Origin of the sequence: Mycobacterium montefiorense, from assembly GCF_003112775.1 — a bacterium.
Taxonomy (GTDB): domain Bacteria; phylum Actinomycetota; class Actinomycetes; order Mycobacteriales; family Mycobacteriaceae; genus Mycobacterium; species Mycobacterium montefiorense.
Map to the genome: position 1 here is coordinate 209974 of NZ_BFCH01000018.1, position 19672 is coordinate 229645.

At 66.6% G+C, this 19672-nt stretch carries 20 protein-coding genes; 16 read left to right on the top strand and 4 right to left on the bottom strand.

What is annotated here, in order from left to right:
* Positions 1 to 10 precede the first annotated feature (10 nt).
* Positions 11 to 835, bottom strand: a complete 825-nt coding sequence (locus DB708_RS13700; protein ID WP_108922624.1) for a class I SAM-dependent methyltransferase — start codon at positions 833 to 835, stop codon at positions 11 to 13.
* A gap of 209 nt (positions 836 to 1044) precedes the next feature.
* Here DB708_RS13700 and fmt point away from each other — a divergent pair, with 209 nt between their 5' ends.
* Genes fmt through ribD form a run of 4 tightly spaced genes read left to right on the top strand, consistent with a single transcriptional unit; the run spans position 1045 to position 5112 of the window.
* On the top strand, positions 1045 to 1977 hold the full coding sequence (gene fmt, locus DB708_RS13705) for a methionyl-tRNA formyltransferase (RefSeq protein WP_108922626.1): 933 nt from the start codon (positions 1045 to 1047) through the stop codon (positions 1975 to 1977).
* On the top strand, positions 1974 to 3368 hold the full coding sequence (locus tag DB708_RS13710; RefSeq protein ID WP_108922628.1) for an RsmB/NOP family class I SAM-dependent RNA methyltransferase: 1395 nt from the start codon (positions 1974 to 1976) through the stop codon (positions 3366 to 3368). Before fmt ends, DB708_RS13710 begins: the two co-directional genes overlap by 4 nt.
* Before the next feature lie 32 nt (positions 3369 to 3400).
* Positions 3401 to 4090, top strand: coding sequence for a ribulose-phosphate 3-epimerase (gene rpe, locus DB708_RS13715; RefSeq protein ID WP_409347596.1), 690 nt, complete (start codon positions 3401 to 3403; stop codon positions 4088 to 4090).
* Positions 4091 to 4122: 32 nt separating this feature from the next.
* Positions 4123 to 5112 (top strand): bifunctional diaminohydroxyphosphoribosylaminopyrimidine deaminase/5-amino-6-(5-phosphoribosylamino)uracil reductase RibD, encoded by a 990-nt coding sequence (ribD, locus tag DB708_RS13720; protein ID WP_409347608.1) that lies wholly within the window; start codon positions 4123 to 4125, stop codon positions 5110 to 5112.
* Here ribD and DB708_RS13725 read toward each other — a convergent pair.
* Positions 5109 to 6656, bottom strand: a complete 1548-nt coding sequence (locus tag DB708_RS13725; protein WP_108924197.1) for an MFS transporter — start codon at positions 6654 to 6656, stop codon at positions 5109 to 5111. The two genes, ribD and DB708_RS13725, sit on opposite strands and share 4 nt — an antisense overlap.
* Positions 6657 to 6661: 5 nt before the next feature.
* Positions 6662 to 7366, bottom strand: coding sequence for an LppX_LprAFG lipoprotein (locus DB708_RS13730; protein WP_108922632.1), 705 nt, complete (start codon positions 7364 to 7366; stop codon positions 6662 to 6664).
* Between the two features lie 131 nt (positions 7367 to 7497).
* On the opposite strand from DB708_RS13730, the gene DB708_RS13735 reads away from it, so the two are divergent.
* The 7 genes from DB708_RS13735 (at position 7498) to DB708_RS13765 (ending at position 12432) form a co-directional block, all read left to right on the top strand.
* On the top strand, positions 7498 to 8106 hold the full coding sequence (locus DB708_RS13735; protein ID WP_108922634.1) for a riboflavin synthase: 609 nt from the start codon (positions 7498 to 7500) through the stop codon (positions 8104 to 8106).
* Complete coding sequence (locus DB708_RS13740; RefSeq protein ID WP_108922636.1) at positions 8103 to 8378, top strand: hypothetical protein; 276 nt, start codon at positions 8103 to 8105, stop codon at positions 8376 to 8378. Before DB708_RS13735 ends, DB708_RS13740 begins: the two co-directional genes overlap by 4 nt.
* A gap of 296 nt (positions 8379 to 8674) precedes the next feature.
* Positions 8675 to 9040, top strand: coding sequence for a hypothetical protein (locus DB708_RS13745; protein ID WP_108922638.1), 366 nt, complete (start codon positions 8675 to 8677; stop codon positions 9038 to 9040).
* Positions 9041 to 9438: 398 nt separating this feature from the next.
* Complete coding sequence (locus DB708_RS13750; RefSeq protein WP_108922640.1) at positions 9439 to 10716, top strand: bifunctional 3,4-dihydroxy-2-butanone-4-phosphate synthase/GTP cyclohydrolase II; 1278 nt, start codon at positions 9439 to 9441, stop codon at positions 10714 to 10716.
* Positions 10717 to 10765: 49 nt separating this feature from the next.
* A complete protein-coding gene (gene ribH, locus DB708_RS13755; protein WP_108922642.1) occupies positions 10766 to 11245 on the top strand; it encodes a 6,7-dimethyl-8-ribityllumazine synthase in 480 nt (159 codons plus the stop codon).
* A gap of 5 nt (positions 11246 to 11250) precedes the next feature.
* Positions 11251 to 11712, top strand: coding sequence for a PH domain-containing protein (locus DB708_RS13760; protein WP_108924199.1), 462 nt, complete (start codon positions 11251 to 11253; stop codon positions 11710 to 11712).
* 36 nt (positions 11713 to 11748) lie between these two features.
* Complete coding sequence (locus DB708_RS13765) at positions 11749 to 12432, top strand: hypothetical protein (RefSeq protein ID WP_108922644.1); 684 nt, start codon at positions 11749 to 11751, stop codon at positions 12430 to 12432.
* 8 nt (positions 12433 to 12440) lie between these two features.
* Here DB708_RS13765 and DB708_RS13770 read toward each other — a convergent pair whose 3' ends face one another.
* Positions 12441 to 12779, bottom strand: a complete 339-nt coding sequence (locus DB708_RS13770; RefSeq protein ID WP_108922646.1) for a hemophore-related protein — start codon at positions 12777 to 12779, stop codon at positions 12441 to 12443.
* Positions 12780 to 13164: 385 nt separating this feature from the next.
* Here DB708_RS13770 and uvrC point away from each other — a divergent pair, with 385 nt between their 5' ends.
* From uvrC to DB708_RS13795, 5 genes are all read left to right on the top strand, one after another.
* The gene (uvrC, locus tag DB708_RS13775; protein ID WP_108922648.1) at positions 13165 to 15120 is read left to right on the top strand and encodes an excinuclease ABC subunit UvrC; all 1956 of its coding nucleotides are present in this window, start codon (positions 13165 to 13167) and stop codon (positions 15118 to 15120) included.
* Entirely contained in the window at positions 15117 to 16061 is a 945-nt protein-coding gene (gene rapZ / locus DB708_RS13780) for an RNase adapter RapZ (RefSeq protein ID WP_235616762.1), read from the top strand. Before uvrC ends, rapZ begins: the two co-directional genes overlap by 4 nt.
* Positions 16058 to 17119 carry a YvcK family protein gene (locus DB708_RS13785; RefSeq protein ID WP_108922650.1) on the top strand — a complete coding sequence of 354 codons (1062 nt, stop codon included), beginning with the start codon at positions 16058 to 16060 and terminating at the stop codon, positions 17117 to 17119. The genes rapZ and DB708_RS13785 overlap by 4 nt, the downstream gene beginning before the upstream one ends.
* Complete coding sequence (gene whiA / locus DB708_RS13790) at positions 17116 to 18093, top strand: DNA-binding protein WhiA (protein WP_108924204.1); 978 nt, start codon at positions 17116 to 17118, stop codon at positions 18091 to 18093. The genes DB708_RS13785 and whiA overlap by 4 nt, the downstream gene beginning before the upstream one ends.
* Before the next feature lie 189 nt (positions 18094 to 18282).
* Positions 18283 to 19671, top strand: coding sequence for a WS/DGAT/MGAT family O-acyltransferase (locus tag DB708_RS13795; protein WP_108922652.1), 1389 nt, complete (start codon positions 18283 to 18285; stop codon positions 19669 to 19671).
* Position 19672 lies beyond the last annotated feature (1 nt).

The window sequence follows — 19672 nt, forward strand, 5'->3', positions numbered from 1 at the left end:
CGCGTTGGCGTCATCGCTTCTGCGCGGTGACCAACAGATATTCCCATCCCATGGTGCCACCGGTCAGGAACTCCGCAGCGAGTTCGACGAGTTGTGCGTCGAGTTCGGCAGCCAACACCCTATTGGGGCCGATGTTGGCGTAAGCCTCGATCGTTGGGCCGTAGTGGTTCTTGAAGTAGTCGTGAACGGCTGTGGCGCAGTCGAATCGATTGACTTCCAACATGGAGCGCGCCGTGGTGATGCGACCGATCCGCTCGCCCAGCAGCCCGGTGACGTAGCCCTCACGTCCCCATAGCGCCGCCGGTGGCACGGCCGACGAAAGGCTCGGCCGGTATGGCCTGAGGGTGGCCAGCATGCGTCCGAAGTATCCCTCCGGTGTCCAGCTGATCACGCCGATCGTCCCGCCGGGCCGGCAGACGCGGACCAGCTCGTCGGCCGCGCGCCGATGGTCCGGCGCGAACTGGACGCCGATCGCCGACATCACGACGTCGAACTCGTCATCGCCGAACGGCAGCGCGTGCGCATTGGCTTCCCGGTAGTCCAGCGTCAGCCCCTGCGCAGCAGCCCTCGCCTGCGACCGCGCCAGCAGCTCCGGTGTCAGGTCGGTAGAAACCACCGTGGCGCCCGTCGTGGCAGCGGGCAGCGAGATGTTGCCCGAACCGGCGGCGACGTCGAGTACTCGGGCACTGTGCCCAATGCCGGTGGCGGTGACCAGAATCGGGCCCAGGGGAGCCATCACCTGCTCGGCCATCAATGCATAGTCGCCCAGCGCCCACATGGCGCGATGAGTGGCCGCCAGCGCGTGGTCTTCGGGAATGGCAGTGTCGAGTGTCATGAAACCCTCCTGGGGGCGCGGAAAAGGCTGTTTACTCGACATCGTCGTCGATGGCGGCGTCGCGGGAGCGAGCCAATTATTACCAATAGCAATAGTAGCTATCAGCAATAATATATATCTGCATTATAAGTTTCAGCTGAATGTCGGTTGAAAGCTAGCTGGGAGCACGTGCGGGGAGGACAAATCCCGTCGCTTCCTAGACTGTCCGGGTGCGTCTCGTCTTCGGCGGCACCCCCGAACCGGCGCTCCCCGCCTTGCGTCGCCTCATCGACTCGCCCCGTCACGAGGTGGTCGCCGTGCTGACCAGGCCCGATGCCGCCGCCGGGCGGCGCGGCAAGCCCGAGCCGTCGCCGGTGGCACGTGAGGCACTCGAGCGTGGCATCCCGTTGTTACGCCCGCCTCGGCCGAACTCCGCGGAGTTCGTCGCCGAACTCGCCGAGTTCGCACCCCAGTGCTGCCCGGTGGTGGCCTACGGCGCACTGTTGCGCGACGGCCTGCTCGCCGTGCCTCCGCGCGGCTGGGTCAACCTGCACTTCTCGCTTTTGCCGGCCTGGCGCGGTGCCGCGCCGGTGCAGGCCGCTGTCGCCGCGGGGGACACGATCACCGGCGCCACAACGTTTCAGATCGAACCCAGCCTGGACTCCGGACCGGTCTACGGCGTCGTGACCGAGCGGATCCAGCCGACCGATACCTCGGGCGATCTGCTTGAGCGGCTGGCGATTTCGGGTGGGGCGCTGTTGGTGGCAACGCTGGACGGCATTGCCGACGGGGCACTGACACCGCAGCCACAACCGGCCGACGGTGTCAGCATTGCACCCAAGATCACCGTCGAAGAGGCCCGGGTGCGTTGGGACCTACCGGCACCGGTGGTCGAGCGCCGTATCCGCGCCGTCACACCCAACCCTGGAGCCTGGACGATGATTGAGGACCTGCGGGTCAAGCTGGGGCCGGTGCAGATCGATGCGGACTCGTCAGAGTCGTTGCCGCCGGGTGTCATTCACGTGGACCGCAAAAGCGTTCGGATCGGTACCGGCTCGGAACCGGTGCGGCTCGGCCAGCTTCAGCCTCCCGGCAAGAAACTGATGAACGCCGTCGACTGGGCGCGCGGTGCCCGGCTTGACGCCGCCGCGCGGGCGTCATGAGCTCAGCCCCGAAACAGCGCCGGGCTGTCCCGCCCAAACGGCGCAAGCCGCTTGATCCGGCTCGGGCAGCCACCTTTGCGGTGCTGCGAGCCGTCAGCGAGCGTGACGCGTACGCCAACCTGGCCCTGCCCGCGCTGTTGCGTGATCGCGGCATCGGCGGACGCGACGCGGCGTTTGCCACCGAGCTGACTTACGGCACCTGCCGCACTCGCGGCCTGCTCGACGCGGTTATCGGCGCGGCCGCTGGACGCCCGCCGGAGGCGATCGACCCGGTGCTGCTGGATCTGCTGCGGATGGGCACCTATCAACTGCTGCGCACCCGTGTCGACGCACACGCCGCGGTGTCGACCACGGTCGAACAGGCTGGGATCGAATTCGATTCGGCGCGAGCCGGTTTCGTCAATGGTGTGCTGCGGACCATCTCGGTGCGGGACGAGAAATCCTGGGTGGACGAACTTGCTCCCGACCCGTCTCGGGATCCGATCGGTCACGCCGCCTTCGTGCACGCGCACCCACGCTGGATCGCCCAGGCCTTCGCCGACGCGCTGGGCGCTGATGCCGGCGAACTCGACGCGGTGCTGGCCAGCGACGACGAACGCCCCCAGGTGCACCTGGCCGCTCGCCCGGGTGTGCTGAGCGCGCAGGAGTTGGCCGACGCCGTCGGCGGCAGCGTAGGCCGGTACTCGCCGTACGCGGTGTACCTGCCCGGTGGTGACCCCGGACAGCTGGCGCAGGTGCGCGACGCCCGTGCCCTGGTTCAGGACGAGGGCAGCCAGTTGGTGGCCCGCGCGCTAACGCTGGTGCCGGTCGACGGCGACACCGGACGCTGGCTCGACCTGTGCGCCGGCCCGGGCGGTAAGACGGCGCTGCTGGCCGCGCTGGCAGTCGAGCGTGGCGCCCGGGTCACCGCGGTCGAGCCGTCGCCGGGCCGCGCGGAGCTGGTCGCCCAGAACACTCGCGGGCTGGACGTCGACGTGCTGCGTGTGGACGGACGCGAGACCGGTCTCGAGCCGGGTTTCGACCGGGTGCTTGTCGACGTGCCCTGCACCGGGCTGGGTGCCCTGCGCCGCCGGCCGGAGGCCCGTTGGCGCCGGCAGCCGTCCGATGTGCCCGCGCTGGCCAAGTTACAGCGCGAACTGCTGGCCGCCGCGATCGTGCTGACCCGGCCCGGCGGCGTGGTGCTCTACTCGACCTGCTCGCCGCATCTCGCCGAAACCGTGGGGGTGGTGGCCGACGCGCTGCGCCGCCACCCGGTGCAGGCGCTGGACGCCCGGCCGCTGTTCGAGCCCGCGGAGCTTGGTCCTTCCGCGCAAGGGCCCTATGTGCAGCTCTGGCCGCACCGGCACGGCACCGACGCGATGTTCGCCGCCGCGCTGGGCCGGCTGCCGTGAGCTCGGCACCCCGGCTCAGTAGTGTGGCGCACATGTCTGGCAGCACCGGGGGACCCCTGATAGCTCCGTCGATCCTGGCCGCCGATTTCGCCCGGCTCGCCGACGAGGCCGCCGCCGTGACCGGTGCCGATTGGCTGCACGTCGACGTGATGGACGGCCACTTCGTGCCCAACCTGACGATCGGTCTGCCGGTGGTCGAGAGCTTGCTGGCCGCCACGCGCATACCGATGGATTGCCATTTGATGATCGACAATCCGGACCGGTGGGCGCCGCCGTACGCCGAGGCGGGCGCCTACAACGTCACCTTCCACGCCGAGGCCACCGAGAACCCGATCGGGGTGGCCCGCGATATCCGGGCCGCCGGCGCGAAGGCCGGAATCAGCGTCAAACCGGGCACTCCGCTGGAGCCCTACCTGGACATCCTGCCGCAGTTCGACACCCTGCTGATCATGTCGGTCGAGCCCGGCTTCGGCGGCCAGGGCTTCATCCCCGAAGTGCTGAGCAAGGTCCGCATTGTGCGAAAGATGATCGACGCGGGGGAGTTGACGATCCTGGTCGAGATCGACGGCGGCATCAACGCGGACACGATCGAGGAGGCCGCCGAGGCCGGAGTCGACTGCTTCGTCGCCGGGTCCGCGGTCTATGGCGCGCAGGACCCCGAGGCCGCGGTCGCGGCGCTACGACGCCAAGCCGGCGCCGCGTCACCGCATCTACGCCGGTGACCGGTCAGTCTGTCGACAGCCTCGACGCCGCCATGCGCCTGGCGATCGAACAGTCCAAACTGGTCAAGGGCAGCACCTATCCGAATCCGCCTGTCGGAGCGGTGATTCTGGACGCCGACGGCCAGGTTGTCGGTGTCGGCGGTACCGAGCCGGCCGGCGGCGACCACGCCGAGGTGCTGGCGTTGCGCCGGGCTGGGAGCCTGGCCGCCGGTGGCACCGCGGTAGTCACGCTGGAGCCGTGTAATCACTACGGCAAGACTCCGCCCTGCGCGAACGCGCTGATCGACGCCGGCGTGCGCACCGTCGCCTACGCCGTCACCGACCCGAACGAGATCGCGGCGGGCGGCGCGGCCCGGCTGGCGGACGCGGGCGTTCAGGTGTCCTCCGGCGTGCTGGCAGCCGAAGCCGCCGGCGGACCGCTACGCGAGTGGCTGCACAAGCAACGGACCGGATTGCCGCACGTGACATGGAAATACGCCAGCAGCCTCGACGGCCGCAGCGCCGCCACCGACGGCACCAGCCGGTGGATCTCCAGTGAGGCGGCACGCCTGGACCTGCACCGCCGCCGCGCCGCGGCCGACGCGATCATCGTCGGGACCGGAACCGTGCTGGCCGACGATCCGGCGCTGACCGCCCGGCTGCCCGATGGCTCACTGGCGGAGAAACAACCGCTGCGTGTCGTGGTCGGCATGCGCGAAGTACCGCCCGAGGCAAAGGTTCTCAACGACGATTCGCGGACCATGGTGATTCGCACCCACGATCCTCTCGAGGTGCTCAAGGCGCTCACGGATCGCACCGATGTCCTGCTGGAGGGCGGTCCCACCCTCGCGAGCGCCTTCCTGCGGGAAGACGCGATCGACCGCATCCTGACCTACGTCGCGCCGATCCTGCTGGGTGGCCCCGTCACCGCGGTCCACGATGTGGGCGTGCCCACCATCGCCCGGGCGATGCGGTGGCGCTTCGACGGCGTGGACCGGGTCGGCCCGGATCTGCTGCTCAGCCTGGTGCCGCAGCGCGGCTAGCGCTCACCCGCCGCGACGGTCTCCTGCTCGGGGACCTCCGGCTCCTCGGCATGTTCCTTGCGGCCGCCGAGCAGCAGTCCCAGCAGCGCGCCCACCACACAGATGACGACGGTGGCCGCGAAGATGTCGCCGTACATCAGGGCGAACGCTTTGAGGTACAGGGTGGCTGAGGCGGCAAGCCGTTCCAGCAGCGTCGCGTCCGGCGGGATCTTCGCCGACAGCCCCGCGATGATCTGGTTGAACCGGTACAACCCCCAGGCGCTCAGCGCCGCGACGCCGATCAGCATGCCCGTCATCCGGGCCACCACCACCGCGGCCGAGGCGATGCCGTGTTGGGCTGACGGCACGACCCGCAGTGCGGCCGAGGTCAGCGGACCGATCACCAGGCCGAGTCCCAGACCGGCCACCAGCAGGTCCGTGTGGACCAGCGGCAGGCTGACCCCGAAGATGTCGTGGTGCTGGGTCATGACATCCATCCGCCAGAAGTGGATCAGCCAGTAACCGTAGGCCGCGATCAGCAGCCCGATGAAGGTCATCGCACGGTCGCCGATCCGGGTCGCGATGACACCGCCCAGCACCGCCCCGATCGGCAGCGCGATCAGGAACCACAGCAGCAAGCCGGCGGCCTGCGCCTGGCTCATTTGCAGCACGCCCTGGCCGAACAGCTCGACGTTGACCAGGGTCACCATCAGCGCCGCGCCCGCGGCCACCGACGCGCCCAGCGCGGCCAGGAAGGGCCGGAAGTGCACTCCAGTCGGTTCGATGAGCCGGGTGCGGCTGAAGCGCTCCCAGAGGATGAACAGCACGGCGACCACAACCGCCCCGATCACCAGCGGCAATCCGTAGCTGGGCAAAATCTGCTTGCCGTCAGGCTCGGGGTTGTACAGCCCGATGACCGCCAGGCCCAGCGCGATGGCCAGCAGCACACCACCGACTACGTCGACCTTTTCCGGCTTCTCCGCGCGCTGGTGTGACGGCAGGCTGAACTGGATCATCACCATCGCGATCAAGGTCAGCGGGACGTTGATCCAGAACACGTAGCGCCAGTCATGGAACAACCAGACGATGAAGATCCCGTACAGCGGACCGAGCACGCTGCCCAGCTCCTGTGCGGCACCGATGCCGCCCATCACGCCGGCGCGGTTGCGTTGCGCCCACAGATCGGCGCCCAGCGCCAGCGTGACCGGCAGCAGCGCGCCGCTGGCGACGCCCTGGACGGTGCGTCCGGCGATCAGCAGGTGGAAATCGCCCCAATGTCCGGCCAGCGCGGTGACCACCGAGCCGACGATGAACAGCGCCAGGCTGACCTGCAGCACCAGCTTGCGGCCGAACCGGTCCGAAGCCCGGCCCAGCAGCGGCATCGCGGCGATATAGCCCAGCAGGTACAACGTGATGATCCAGGTGATGCGCTGCAGCTGGTTGATCGGAATATGAACGTCGCTCATGATGTCGCGCATGATCGTCACGACGACATAAGCGTCCAGGGCGCCCAGCAGCACGGCGAGGCTGCCGGCGCTGATCGCGATTCCGCGTCCAGCTCGCATACTCATCAGCTCACCGGGGGCTTGGTGACGGTGACCGGCTTGCCCCAGTCCGACAACGTCACCTGGACGGAATTGCCCTGGCTCTTCTGCAGGTTGGCCTGGACCAGCTGGTGATCGCCACCCTCCTGAATCCACACGGTGGACGGCAGGGGCTGGGTCGCGTTCATGCTCGGGATGATCTTGTTCACCGCGTCCGCGGTGGCATTGCCGCTGATCTTGATCGTGGTCTGGCCGTTGATCGTTTCGCGGCCCTCAGCCTTGGCGTTGGAGAAGTTCGCCAGCATGTTGCCCAGGCCGGCATCGGGGCTCAGCAGCACCGAGACGTCGTAGACGTCGGAGGCCTTACCGAAATCGCTCCACTTGTTCGGCGTGAGCGTGGCATACAGCACCGAGTCGTAGACCACGAAGTTCGCATCGATGTCGGAGCCCGCCATCGACAGCTGCGCGTTGCCCGACGCGGCGGTGCTCGGAGTGGTGGTCAGGTCGCCCGTCAGCTTCCTGATCGGCAGTCCGGGAATCTTGCCCTCGGTCGACAGCACCAGGTGCACGCTCTTGACGGTTTTGGTGACGTCGGCGGACTGCTTGACCAATGTGGTGGCGTCGGGCAATGGGCCACCGCTCTGCTTCGAACCCGACGAGCAGCCCGCGATCAGGGCGGTGGCGACAGTCAGGGAAGCGAGGACGGCCGTTAGACGGCGGCGTGTCTGCATACCGTGCATCGTAGAGGGTCTCGATGACCGGGCTTCGGGACGCGGGGGGCCCTCGGCCCCGCGACGAGCGCGTTTCGCCTGTCGGTCGTGGCCGCTCACCAGGCAAAGCATCGGCGAATTAGCCTGGTGGAATGTTCACTGGAATTGTCGAGGAACTCGGAGAGATCACCGGCCGGGACGTCCTCGCGGACGCGGCCCGCCTGACCATCCGCGGGCCCGTCGTCACCGCCGACGCCGGCCACGGAGATTCGATCGCCGTCAACGGCGTGTGCCTGACGGTCGTCGAGTTGCTGGCCGATGGTCAGTTCACCGCCGATGTGATGGCCGAAACCCTGGACCGGTCCAATCTGGGCGGGTTGGAGATCGGTAAGCGGGTCAATCTCGAGCGGGCCGCGGCAGTCAACAGCCGGCTCGGCGGGCACATCGTGCAAGGGCACGTCGACGGCACCGGCCAGGTGGTCGCCCGCACGCCGTCGGAACACTGGGAAGTAGTGCGCATCGAGATCCCCCCGGAGGTCGCTCGCTATGTCGTGGAGAAGGGGTCGATCACCGTCGACGGGATTTCGTTGACCGTCTCCGGGATTGGCGCGCAGCCACGGGACTGGTTCGAGGTCTCGCTGATTCCGACCACCCGGGAATTGACCACGTTGGGCAATGCCCCGGTCGGCACCCTGGTGAACCTGGAAGTCGATGTAATTGCGAAATACGTCGAACGGCTGATGACTGCAAGAAACCAATGAGGGTCGTCTCCGTAATCGCCGCCGGCGCCCTGGTGTGGACGGCGTGGCTATTCGGCTGCGGAACCGCCCACGCCGACGCGAACCAGGAAAAAGAGGCGTGTCAACTGATGGACGATCCTGAAGGACATGATTCGGGCTATCAGCCCGCCGAATACGCCTTCATGATGTTGCGCGGCAAGATGACGGCGTCGGACGCGCGAAATGCGATCTCCCTGGGGGTTCAGGACTTCTGCCCCAATCACCTGGTCGACTTACCGGCCAGTTGGCGATAAGAGCCTAATTACATTCTGTCGCAAGCGGATTCAAGTAATCCTGTTGAGCCGCAGAAGGTGTGGCAGCGGCCGGAAAAGGGCAATTGAGAGCCCCGCGGCTCGTTGCCTCCATGCCATTTACGGGGGATTCCCGCACCGGGAAGGGACCCCGGCCAAAGATTGCATTTTGGTAACAATAGTCACGATCGCACTACACCATGGCGACACGCCTGTTCTAAATCCCCACGCAGCCCTTCGCGGGTACATACTCGATTGCATAGGCCAGGCCGCCCTAACCACGCGAAGGAGCTGCAGAAATGTCCGTCGAAAGGTTAGCCGAGGCCGTCTACGAAGACCTCGCATTTGAAGCGGTAGCGACGTTGGCCGGCCGCAAGGCCGAGGCTCAAACATCTCGACCGGTGTGGAGCAGGGAAGTCAACGACACAACGTTGATGATCATCGAGCACCGAGTGCGCGACTACACAAGCTACGAGTTGATCGGTGTCGATGAGCGCGACGTGTCGCTGGGACGGTTTTCCAATTTCCCGGCCGCGACCGCAGAGGTCAGCAAGTGGACGCACTTCATCGAGGTCGGTGGTTCGGTCGGCAGGTGGCTGGCCCACTATGCGACCGACTGCGGTGGCGGCCAGGTGATTCAGATGCCGACCAGGCGGAACGGGTAGCAACTTCCGGCGGGCCGGTAAGCCGTCAGTGCACGCTCGATGTACGTGTCAGCCACCCGGCCGTTCGCCAGTACGGCGATGCCTCGGCCGCGGGTGGATATCGAACTTCCAGCGTTGAGCAATTTCCCGTAAGAATCGTCACAACGCACCTTGTCTTGCGTGCCGGCCGGCAGGCGATCACCGCAGCTCAGAGCCGGTAGTGGCGAGGCAGAACCGCGGTGCACGCAGGCACGACAGCTGATCTTGGCTCGGGCTGGTGTGAACGCCTGGCGAATGAGCAACGTCGGTGTCAATGTGGTGCACAAAGAAGTGGCGATAACGCTGCGTCCCGCGTGGTTCATACTTGAAGCAATACGCGGGCTTCGCGTGTTGCTCGGCACGACAGCAAGGCAGCACAGATGACGAGGTTGGACTCTGTCGAGAGGGCGGTTGCCGACATTGCTGCCGGTAAGGCCGTCGTCGTCATCGACGACGAGGAACGTGAAAACGAGGGCGACCTGATTTTCGCCGCCGAGAAGGCGACGCCGGAGATGGTGGCCTTCATGGTGCGTTACACCTCGGGCTACCTGTGTGTCCCGCTGGACGGCGCGATCTGCGACAAGCTGGGCCTGTTGCCGATGTACGCGCTGAACCAGGACAAGCACGGGACCGCCTACACCGTCACCGTCGACGCAAGAAACGGGGTGGGCACCGGGATTTCGGCGTCCGACCGCGCCACCACGATGCGGCTGTTGGCCGATCCGACTAGCGTCGCTGACGACTTCACCCGGCCCGGTCACGTGGTTCCGTTGCGCGCCAAAGACGGCGGTGTGCTGCGGCGACCCGGCCACACCGAGGCGGCCGTCGACTTGGCCCGGATGGCGGGACTGCAACCCGCGGGTGCCATCTGCGAGATCGTCAGCCAAAAGGACGAGGGCTCGATGGCCCAGACCGACGAGCTGCGGGTCTTCGCCGACGAGCACGATCTCGCACTGATCACCATCGCTGACATCATCGAATGGCGCCGCAAGCACGAGAAGCACATCGATCGGATCGCCGAGGCGCGCATTCCGACCCGGCACGGCGAGTTTCGCGCCATCGGCTACGCCAGCATTTACGAGGAAGTCGAACACGTTGCGTTGGTTCGCGGCGACATCGCCGGGCCGAGCGGTGAGGGCGACGACGTGTTGGTGCGGGTGCACTCCGAATGCCTGACCGGTGACGTGTTCGGCTCCCGCCGCTGCGACTGTGGGCCCCAGCTCGATGCCGCGCTGGCCATGGTCGCGCGGGAGGGGCGCGGCGTGGTGCTGTACATGCGCGGCCACGAGGGCCGCGGGATCGGCCTGATGCACAAGCTGCAGGCCTATCAGCTGCAAGACGCCGGCGAAGACACCGTGGACGCCAACCTCAAGCTCGGGTTACCGGCCGATGCAAGGGATTACGGAATCGGTGCGCAGATCCTGTCAGACCTCGGAGTCCGCTCGATGCGACTGCTGACCAACAACCCGGCTAAACGGGTTGGGCTGGACGGATACGGCCTGCACATCATCGAGCGTGTGTCTCTTCCGGTGCGCGCCAATGCCGAGAACATCCGCTATCTGATGACCAAACGGGACAAGATGGGACACGATTTGGCCGGGCTGGATGACTTCCACGAATCCGTCCATTTGCCAGGCGAATTCGGCGGCGCTTTGTGAGCCGCGCCTGCGACGATGCAGAACGTAGTGATGCGCAGGAGCGGCGCAAATGAGCGGAGTGGGCATTCCGCAGGTGGGGGAGCTCGATGCGTCCGGGGTGCGGCTCGGTATCGTCGCGAGCACCTGGCACAGCACGATCTGCGAGGCGCTGCTGGCCGGCGCCCAGAAGGTCGCGACGGCGTCCGGGATCGACAGCCCGACGGTGGTGCGGGTGCACGGCGCGATCGAGATTCCGGTAGTGGCTCAGGAGCTGGCCCGCAACCATGACGCCGTCATCGCTCTCGGCGTGGTAATCCGGGGTGCAACACCACATTTCGAGTACGTGTGCGACGCGGTAACTCAGGGTCTGACCCGGGTCTCCCTCGACGCGTCGACGCCCGTTGGCAACGGCATTTTGACGACCGACACCGAGGAGCAGGCGCTGGATCGGGCCGGGCTTCCGTCGTCCACGGAGGACAAGGGAGCTCAGGCGGCCGGGGCGGCGCTGACCGCCGCCCTGACCTTGCGAGACCTGCGCGCTCGGTCGTGACTCGGCTGTCGGCCCGCGAGCAGTGGGATGCTGAACTGCGTCCGCACTGGACGCCGCTATTTGCTTACGGTGCAGCATTTCTGATCGCCGCGGCGCATATTGCCGTCGGCTTGCTGCTGAAGATGAGTTCCAGCGGCGTGATCTTCCAAACCGCCGACCAGGTGGCGATGGCCCTACTGGGTCTGGTCATCGCGGGCGTCGTGCTGTTGTTTGCCCGGCCCCGGCTGCGAGTAGGGGCACCGGGCCTTTCAGTGCGGAATCTGTTAGGAGACAAGGTCGTTCCATGGTCTGAGGTGGTCGGCGTATCGTTTCCGGCTGGCAGCCGCTGGGCGCATATCGACCTGCCTGACGACGAGTACATCCCCGTGATGGCGATCCAGGCTGTCGACAAAGACCGGGCCGTGGACGCCATGGATGCCGTGCGGTCGCTGTTGGCGCGCTATCGGCCTGATTTGCGGGCGCGCTGAACACCGCGGGCGGCGACATTGTCGTACGATCGCCCGATGGCACGTCAATTGCGTTCGGCCGGCGCATCGGTTCTGGTCGCATTGTCGTTGTGTGCGTGCACCACATCGGTTAGCGGCCGGGCGATTCGGGGAACCGAACAGTCGCCGTCCGGCCCTTCGACGTCCACCTCACCGGCGCCCGGACGGATCCCGGCGCGCGATTTGCTGCTTCAGGACAACGACGCCACTCCGCTCGGTGTGGCGACGGCGATTCCGGTGGGCGACACCTACTTCACCAGCGTGCAACCGGCCGAATGCGCTGCCGCGCTGCTATTCAAGGGGTCGCCGCTGCGGCCGGCCCGCTCGTCGGACCACGCCGAGTCGGGGTACCGGATCAACGGCCCGGCGCTCTACGCCGAATCGGTCGATGTCTACGACAAGAAGTTGAATCCGCACCAGGTGGTGTCGAAGGGTTTCGGCGCCGTGTCGAAATGCCACGGGGACGCGGTCGGTCACGCCCCACTCGGGGATTCCAAGCCGATGCGGCTCAGTTCCTTCGGCACACCGTCGTCCGGTGTCCTGGTGTGGACTATGACCCGCCCGGATTGGAACTGCGACTACGGACTGGTCGCGGTTGCGCGGACGGCCTTGCTGCTATCGGCCTGCGACTTCAAACCCGGCTTCCCGATGGCCGACTGGGCGGCGAAAAGAAGGGCACAGCTAGACAGCCGGCCCACCTGACGCTTGGCTCAGTAGTTCTTGCAGTCGATCATCATCTGCCGGAAGATCGGGAACGCCTGGTCGGCTCCCGGGTTGTTCTGGATCGCCTTCAGCAGATTCACCCGCTGATCCGGCGATGACGCCATGAACTGCTGCAGAAATTGCAGGTTGGGCGGCGACTGGTCGAGGTACTGGGCGGCCATCGGGTTTTCCGCGTGGACTGCCCGCATCGCCTGGTCGTAATTGCACGTCGTGTTGACCATCGGGCCGATATCGGGAGTCGCCGATGCGACCCCCGCCCCCGCGCTCAACGACAACGCCAGACAGCCAACCCCGACGGCCAGCCCGGTCAACGGTCGTTTGCTCATGTGAAAGCTCCCTCCAACTGTTGCACCCACTCTAGCGCCACAGCTAACACGGTACTTAACCCAAACGGCGGCCTTCCAAACCGTCAGGCCCGCTCGATCCGCCTTTATCCGCAGGTCAGCTGTGCGGTGATCCGCACTTCAGCCGTCCGGATTCTCGATGTCCGGAGCTCAGTTGCTCGGCATCATCGGCAAGGCAAGAGCCGTTGCCAACGCAATCTTGGGTCAGTGTGGTTAACTTTGCCGCCGGTTGGGCGCACCCGGGTACCACCGCCGGCAACGCGTTGAGTTCCTCGGCTGCCCGAAGTGCATTTGGCTGCACAGTAGACCGGTGCGCAAGCCCGCAAGCCGTCCACGACTTGACGGAACGGGCTACTAGCCTGGATGCGTGCCAGATCCCGCCACCTACCGTCCCGCTCCCGGATCCATTCCGGTCGAGCCGGGCGTCTACCGGTTCCGGGACTCGCACGGTCGGGTGATCTACGTCGGCAAGGCCAAGAGCCTGCGCAGCCGGCTGACGTCATACTTCGCCGACATCGCGAATCTGCACCCGCGCACCCGGCAGATGGTGACCACCGCGGCCAAGGTCGAGTGGACCGTGGTCAACACCGAAGTCGAGGCGCTGCAGCTGGAATACAACTGGATCAAGGAATTCGATCCACGTTTCAATGTCCGCTACCGCGACGACAAGTCCTACCCGGTGCTGGCCGTGACTCTCAATGAAGAGTTTCCGCGGCTGATTGTCTATCGCGGACCGCGGCGTAAGGGTGTGCGCTATTTCGGCCCGTACTCGCACGCTTGGGCGATCCGGGAGACGCTGGATCTGCTCACCCGGGTGTTTCCCGCGCGAACCTGTTCGGGTGGAGTGTTCAAGCGGCACAAGCAGATCGACCGTCCGTGCCTGCTCGGCTACATCGACAAATGTTCGGCGCCCTGCATCGGCAGGGTCAGTGGCGAGCAACATCGCCAAATCGTCGACGACTTCTGCGACTTCTTGTCCGGCAGGACCGACCGGTTCGCCCGCGAGCTGGAACACCAGATGCATGCGGCGTCCGACGAACTCGACTTCGAGCGGGCGGCACGGCTTCGTGACGACATCGGCGCGCTGAAGCGGGCGATGGAGAAACAGGCCGTGGTGTTCGGGGACGGTACCGACGCCGACGTAGTGGCGTTCGCCGACGACGAGCTCGAGGCGGCGGTGCAGGTGTTTCACGTCCGCGGTGGCCGGGTCCGCGGTCAGCGTGGATGGATCGTCGAAAAGTCTGCTGACCCAGGTGATTCGGGCGAAGAGCAGTTGGTCGAGCAGTTCCTGACGCAGTTCTACGGCGACCAGGCAGAGCTGGGTGGCGCGGCCGACGAAGCCGCCAATCCGGTTCCGCGTGAGGTGCTGGTGCCGTGTCTGCCGTCCAACGCCGACGAGTTGGCGAGCTGGCTGTCCGGGCTGCGCGGATCGCGGGTTGCGCTGCGGGTGCCGCGCCGCGGCGACAAGCGGGCGCTGGCCGAAACCGTGCAGCGCAACGCGAAAGAAGCACTGCAGCAACACAAGTTGAAGCGAGCTGGCGACTTCAACGCCAGATCGGCTGCGCTGCAGAATATTCAGGAGGCTCTGGGGCTCGCCGATGCGCCGTTGCGGATCGAGTGCGTCGACGTCAGCCACGTGCAGGGCACCGATGTGGTGGGCTCGCTGGTGGTGTTCGAGGACGGCCTGCCACGCAAGTCTGACTACCGGCACTTCGGGATCCGAGAGGCCGCAGGTCTGGGCCGCTCCGACGACGTCGCCTCTATCGCCGAGGTGACCCGCCGCCGCTTCCTGCGTCACCTCAGCGACCAAAACGACCCGAATATGCTTTCCGCGGAAGGCAAATCACGCCGATTCGCCTATCCACCCAATCTGTACGTCGTCGACGGCGGCGCACCTCAAGTCAACGCGGCCAACGCCGTTCTCGAGGAGCTCGGCATCACCGACGTCGCGGTGATCGGCCTGGCCAAACGGCTGGAAGAGGTGTGGGTGCCGTCGGAGCCGGATCCCATCATCCTGCCGCGCAACAGCGAGGGACTTTATTTGCTGCAGCGGGTGCGCGACGAGGCGCACCGGTTCGCGATCACCTACCATCGCAGCAAGCGATCCAAGCGAATGACCGCTTCTGCGCTGGATTCGGTGCCAGGATTGGGAGAACATCGCCGCAAGGCGCTGGTCACCCACTTCGGATCGATAGCCCGCCTCAAGGAGGCCACCGTCGACCAGATCACCGCCGTTCCGGGTATCGGCGTGGCAACGGCCACGGCCGTCCTCGAGGCGTTGCGACCAGCCGAGCAAGCCGAGCAACCCGGAGCGTCGGCATGACGAGCCACTTCGGGGACAGCGAGAAGCGGCCCGGCGCCGGACATCGGGAGCTGGCCGCCGGCCGTGCGGGTGACGCGGCCGGGATCGACGTCGTTCTGGTCACCGGATTGTCGGGGGCGGGGCGGGGCACCGCCGCCAAAGTGCTCGAGGACCTCGGCTGGTACGTCGCCGACAACCTGCCACCCCAGCTGATCACCCGGATGGTGGATTTCGGGCTGGCAGCGGGATCCCGGATCACCCAGCTCGCCGTGGTGATGGACGTCCGATCGCGCGGATTCACCGGCGACCTCGACGAGGTACGCAACGAACTGGCCACCCGCAACATCAATCCGCGCGTGGTGTTCATGGAGGCCTCCGACGACATGCTGGTGCGCCGCTACGAACAGAATCGGCGCAGCCACCCGTTGCAGGGCCAGCAGACGCTGGCCGAAGGCATCGCGGCCGAGCGCCGGATGCTGGCATCGGTGCGCGCCACCGCGGACCTGATCATCGACACCTCCACGCTGTCGGTGCGGGGCCTGCGGGAAAGCATCGAGCGCGCCTTCGGTGGTGAGGCCAGCGCAACGACGAGTGTCACTGTCGAGTCGTTCGGCTTCAAGTACGGCCTGCCGATGGACGCCGACATGGTGATGGATGTGCGATTTCTGCCCAACCCGCACTGGGTCGACGAGTTGCGGTCACTCACCGGGCAACATCCGGCGGTGCGTGACTTCGTATTGGGCCAGCCGGGCGCAGCGGAGTTTCTCGACACCTACCATCAGTTGCTATCTCTGGTTGTCGACGGCTACCGCCGGGAGGGCAAGCGCTACATGACGGTCGCGATTGGCTGCACCGGCGGCAAACACCGCAGTGTCGCGATCGCTGAGGCATTGATGCAGTTGCTGCGGACCGATCAACAACTGTCGGTGCGGGTGCTGCACCGGGATCTGGGCCGCGAATGAGCCCACCACAAAGCGAGGGCATCGTCGCGATGGGCGGCGGCCACGGCCTGTACGCGACGCTGTCCGCGGCGCGCCGGCTGACCCCGTACGTCACCGCCGTGGTGACGGTCGCCGACGACGGTGGCTCCTCGGGCCGGCTGCGCAGCGAATTGGACGTGGTGCCGCCGGGTGATCTGCGAATGGCGTTGGCGGCGTTGGCTTCTGACAGTCCGTACGGGCGATTGTGGGCGACCATCCTGCAGCACCGATTCGGCGGCAGTGGGGCACTGGCCGGACATCCGATCGGCAACCTGTTGCTGGCCGGCCTGTCCGAGGTGCTTGCCGATCCGGTCGCCGCTCTCGACGAGCTGGGGCGCATCCTCGGCGTCAAAGGCCGGGTGCTGCCGATGTGCCCGATCGCGTTGCAGATCGAGGCCGACGTGTCCGGCCTGGAGGCCGACCCGCGGATGTTCCGGGTGATCCGCGGTCAGGTCGGCATCGCGACCACACCGGGCAAGGTGCGCCGCGTGCGCCTTCTTCCGCCGGATCCGCCGGCCACCCGGCAGGCCGTCGACGCGATCATGGCCGCCGACCTGGTGGTGCTGGGGCCCGGGTCGTGGTTCACCAGTGTGCTCCCGCACGTGCTGGTTCCGGAGCTGGCCGCGGCGCTGCAGGCCACGCCGGCCCGCCGTGCCCTGGTGCTCAACTTGGTCGCCGAGCCGGGGGAGACCGCGGGTTTCTCGGTGGAGCGCCATCTGCATGTATTGGCCCAGCACGCGCCCGGATTCACCGTCAGCGACATCATCATCGACGCCGATCGAGTGCCGAGTGAGCGCGAACGCGAGCAATTGCGCCGCACCGCGACGCTGCTAAAGGCCGAGGTCCACTTCGCCGACGTGTCCCGACCTGGTACACCTTTACATGATCCGGGCAAGCTTGCGGCGGCCCTGGACGGGGTCCGAACGGGCCGCACGGGTCCGGCAGCGCCTTCGGTGAAGGCCACCGCAGAGATTCGGGTTGACGGTGAAAGTTCAACGACGGGCGTGAGCGGACCAAGGGGTGACGACGCGTGGCGATGACGACCGAAGTCAAGGACGAGCTGAGCCGCTTGGTAGTGAAATCGGTCAGCGCGCGTCGAGCCGAGGTCACCTCCCTGCTGCGCTTTGCCGGCGGGCTGCACATCGTGGGTGGCCGGGTGGTCGTCGAGGCCGAGGTGGACCTGGGCAACATCGCACGCCGGCTGCGCAAGGACATCTTCGACCTGTACGGCTACAACGCGGTGGTACATGTGTTGTCGGCCAGCGGGATTCGTAAGAGCACCCGGTACGTGTTGCGGGTCGCCAACGATGGTGAGGCCCTGGCCCGCCAGACCGGGCTGCTCGACATGCGTGGCCGTCCGGTGCGCGGCCTGCCGGCGCAGGTCGTCGGTGGCAGCATCGGGGACGCCGAAGCCGCGTGGCGGGGTGCTTTTCTGGCACACGGGTCGCTGACCGAGCCCGGACGTTCCTCGGCGCTGGAGGTCAGCTGCCCGGGACCGGAGGCGGCGCTGGCGTTGGTGGGCGCGGCCCGCCGGCTCGGGGTCAGTGCCAAGGCCCGCGAGGTGCGCGGCGCCGATCGCGTGGTGGTGCGCGACGGCGAGGCGATCGGCGCGTTGCTGACCCGGATGGGCGCCCAGGACACCCGGCTGGTCTGGGAGGAACGCCGGATGCGCCGCGAGGTGCGTGCGACGGCCAACCGGCTGGCCAATTTCGACGACGCCAACCTGCGCCGTTCGGCGCGGGCCGCGGTCGCGGCGGCGGCCCGGGTGGAGCGGGCGCTGGAGATCCTCGGCGACACCGTTCCCAATCATCTGGCCTCGGCCGGCAAGTTGCGCGTCGAGCATCGGCAGGCTTCGCTGGAGGAGCTGGGTCGCCTTGCCGACCCGCCGATGACGAAAGATGCTGTAGCGGGCCGTATTCGGCGCTTACTGTCGATGGCCGACCGCAAAGCGAAGGTCGAAGGCATCCCCGATACCGAGTCGGCGGTGACGCCAGACCTGTTGGAGGACGCCTGACGACCATCGGGGTACCGCCCAGGCGCGAAGCGGCGAGGGAGCGGGACTTGGGAACGTAGGCGAGTCGGGAGAAGCTTGAACAGCCGCATCGCAGCGGGGGATGAATATGGGGGATGAATATGGGGGGCGCGTGGTGGGATTGTTGCGGATAGCTCTACAGGATTTGCTGGCGAGGGCTACGGTCGTCGCATGAAGCGGCTTTCGAGCGTTGATGCGGCGTTTTGGTCTGCCGAAACTGCGGGCTGGCATATGCATGTCGGTGCGTTGGCGATCTGTGATCCCAGTGATGCGCCCGACTACAGCTTTCAGCGACTCCGCGAGCTGATCATTGAGCGGCTGCCGGAACTGCCGCAGCTGCGCTGGCGGATCAGTGGGGCGCCGCTGGGTCTGGACCGGCCGTGGTTTGTCGAAGACGAGGATCTCGACATCGACTTCCATATCCGCCGCATCGGCGTGCCGGCGCCCGGCGGTCGCCGCGAACTCGAAGAGCTGGTCGGTCGGCTGATGTCGTATAAGTTGGACCGGGCGCGGCCGCTGTGGGAAATGTGGGTGATCGAGGGCGTCGAGGGCGGCCGGATCGCATCACTGACCAAGATGCACCACGCCATCGTCGACGGGGTCTCGGGCGCCGGGCTGGGTGAAATCCTGTTGGACGTCACGCCGGAACCCCGCCCGCCGCAGCACGATTCGGTGGGAGCGGTGGAGAGATCTCAGCTTCCGGGCCTGGAACGGCGCGCGATTGGCGCGCTGATCAACGTCGGGATCAAGACGCCGTTCCGGATCGCCCGGCTGATGGAACAGACGGTGCGGCAGCAGATCGCCACCCTGGGTGTGCAGCGCAGGCCGCCGCGCTACTTCGAAGCGCCGAAAACCCGGTTCAACGCGAAGGTGTCGCCACACCGCCGGATTACCGGTAGCCGGGTCGAGCTGGCCCGGGTCAAGGCCGTCAAGGACGCCTACGGCGTCAAGCTCAACGACGTGGTGCTGGCGCTGGTCGCCGGCGCCGCCCGCGAATACTTGCAGAAACGTGGTGAGCTGCCCGCCAAACCGCTCATTGCGCAGATCCCGGTCTCCACCCGCACCGACGACGACAAGGACGACGTCGGCAACAAGGTGAGCTCGATGACGGTATCTCTTGCCACCGACATCGAAAACCCCGTGGAGCGGTTGCGGGTCATCTACGAGAGCACACAGAGCGCCAAAGAAATGGCCAAGGCGCTGTCGGCGCATCAAATCATGGGACTTACCGAAACCACGCCACCGGGGCTGCTGCAGTTGGCCGCGCGCGCATACACCGCCAGCGGGTTGTCGCAAAACCTGGCCCCCATCAACCTGGTCGTCTCCAATGTCCCCGGTCCGAACTTCCCGCTGTATATGGCGGGCGCCAAACTGGACATGCTGGCGCCGCTCGGGCCGCCGGTGATGGACGTTGGTCTGAACATCACCTGCTTCTCGTATCAGGACTCGCTGGACTTCGGTTTCGTGACCACGCCGGAGTTGGCCAACGACATCGACGAGATGGCCGATGCCATCGAAGGCGCGCTGACCGAGCTCGAAAAGGCCGCAGCGGCAGATTAAG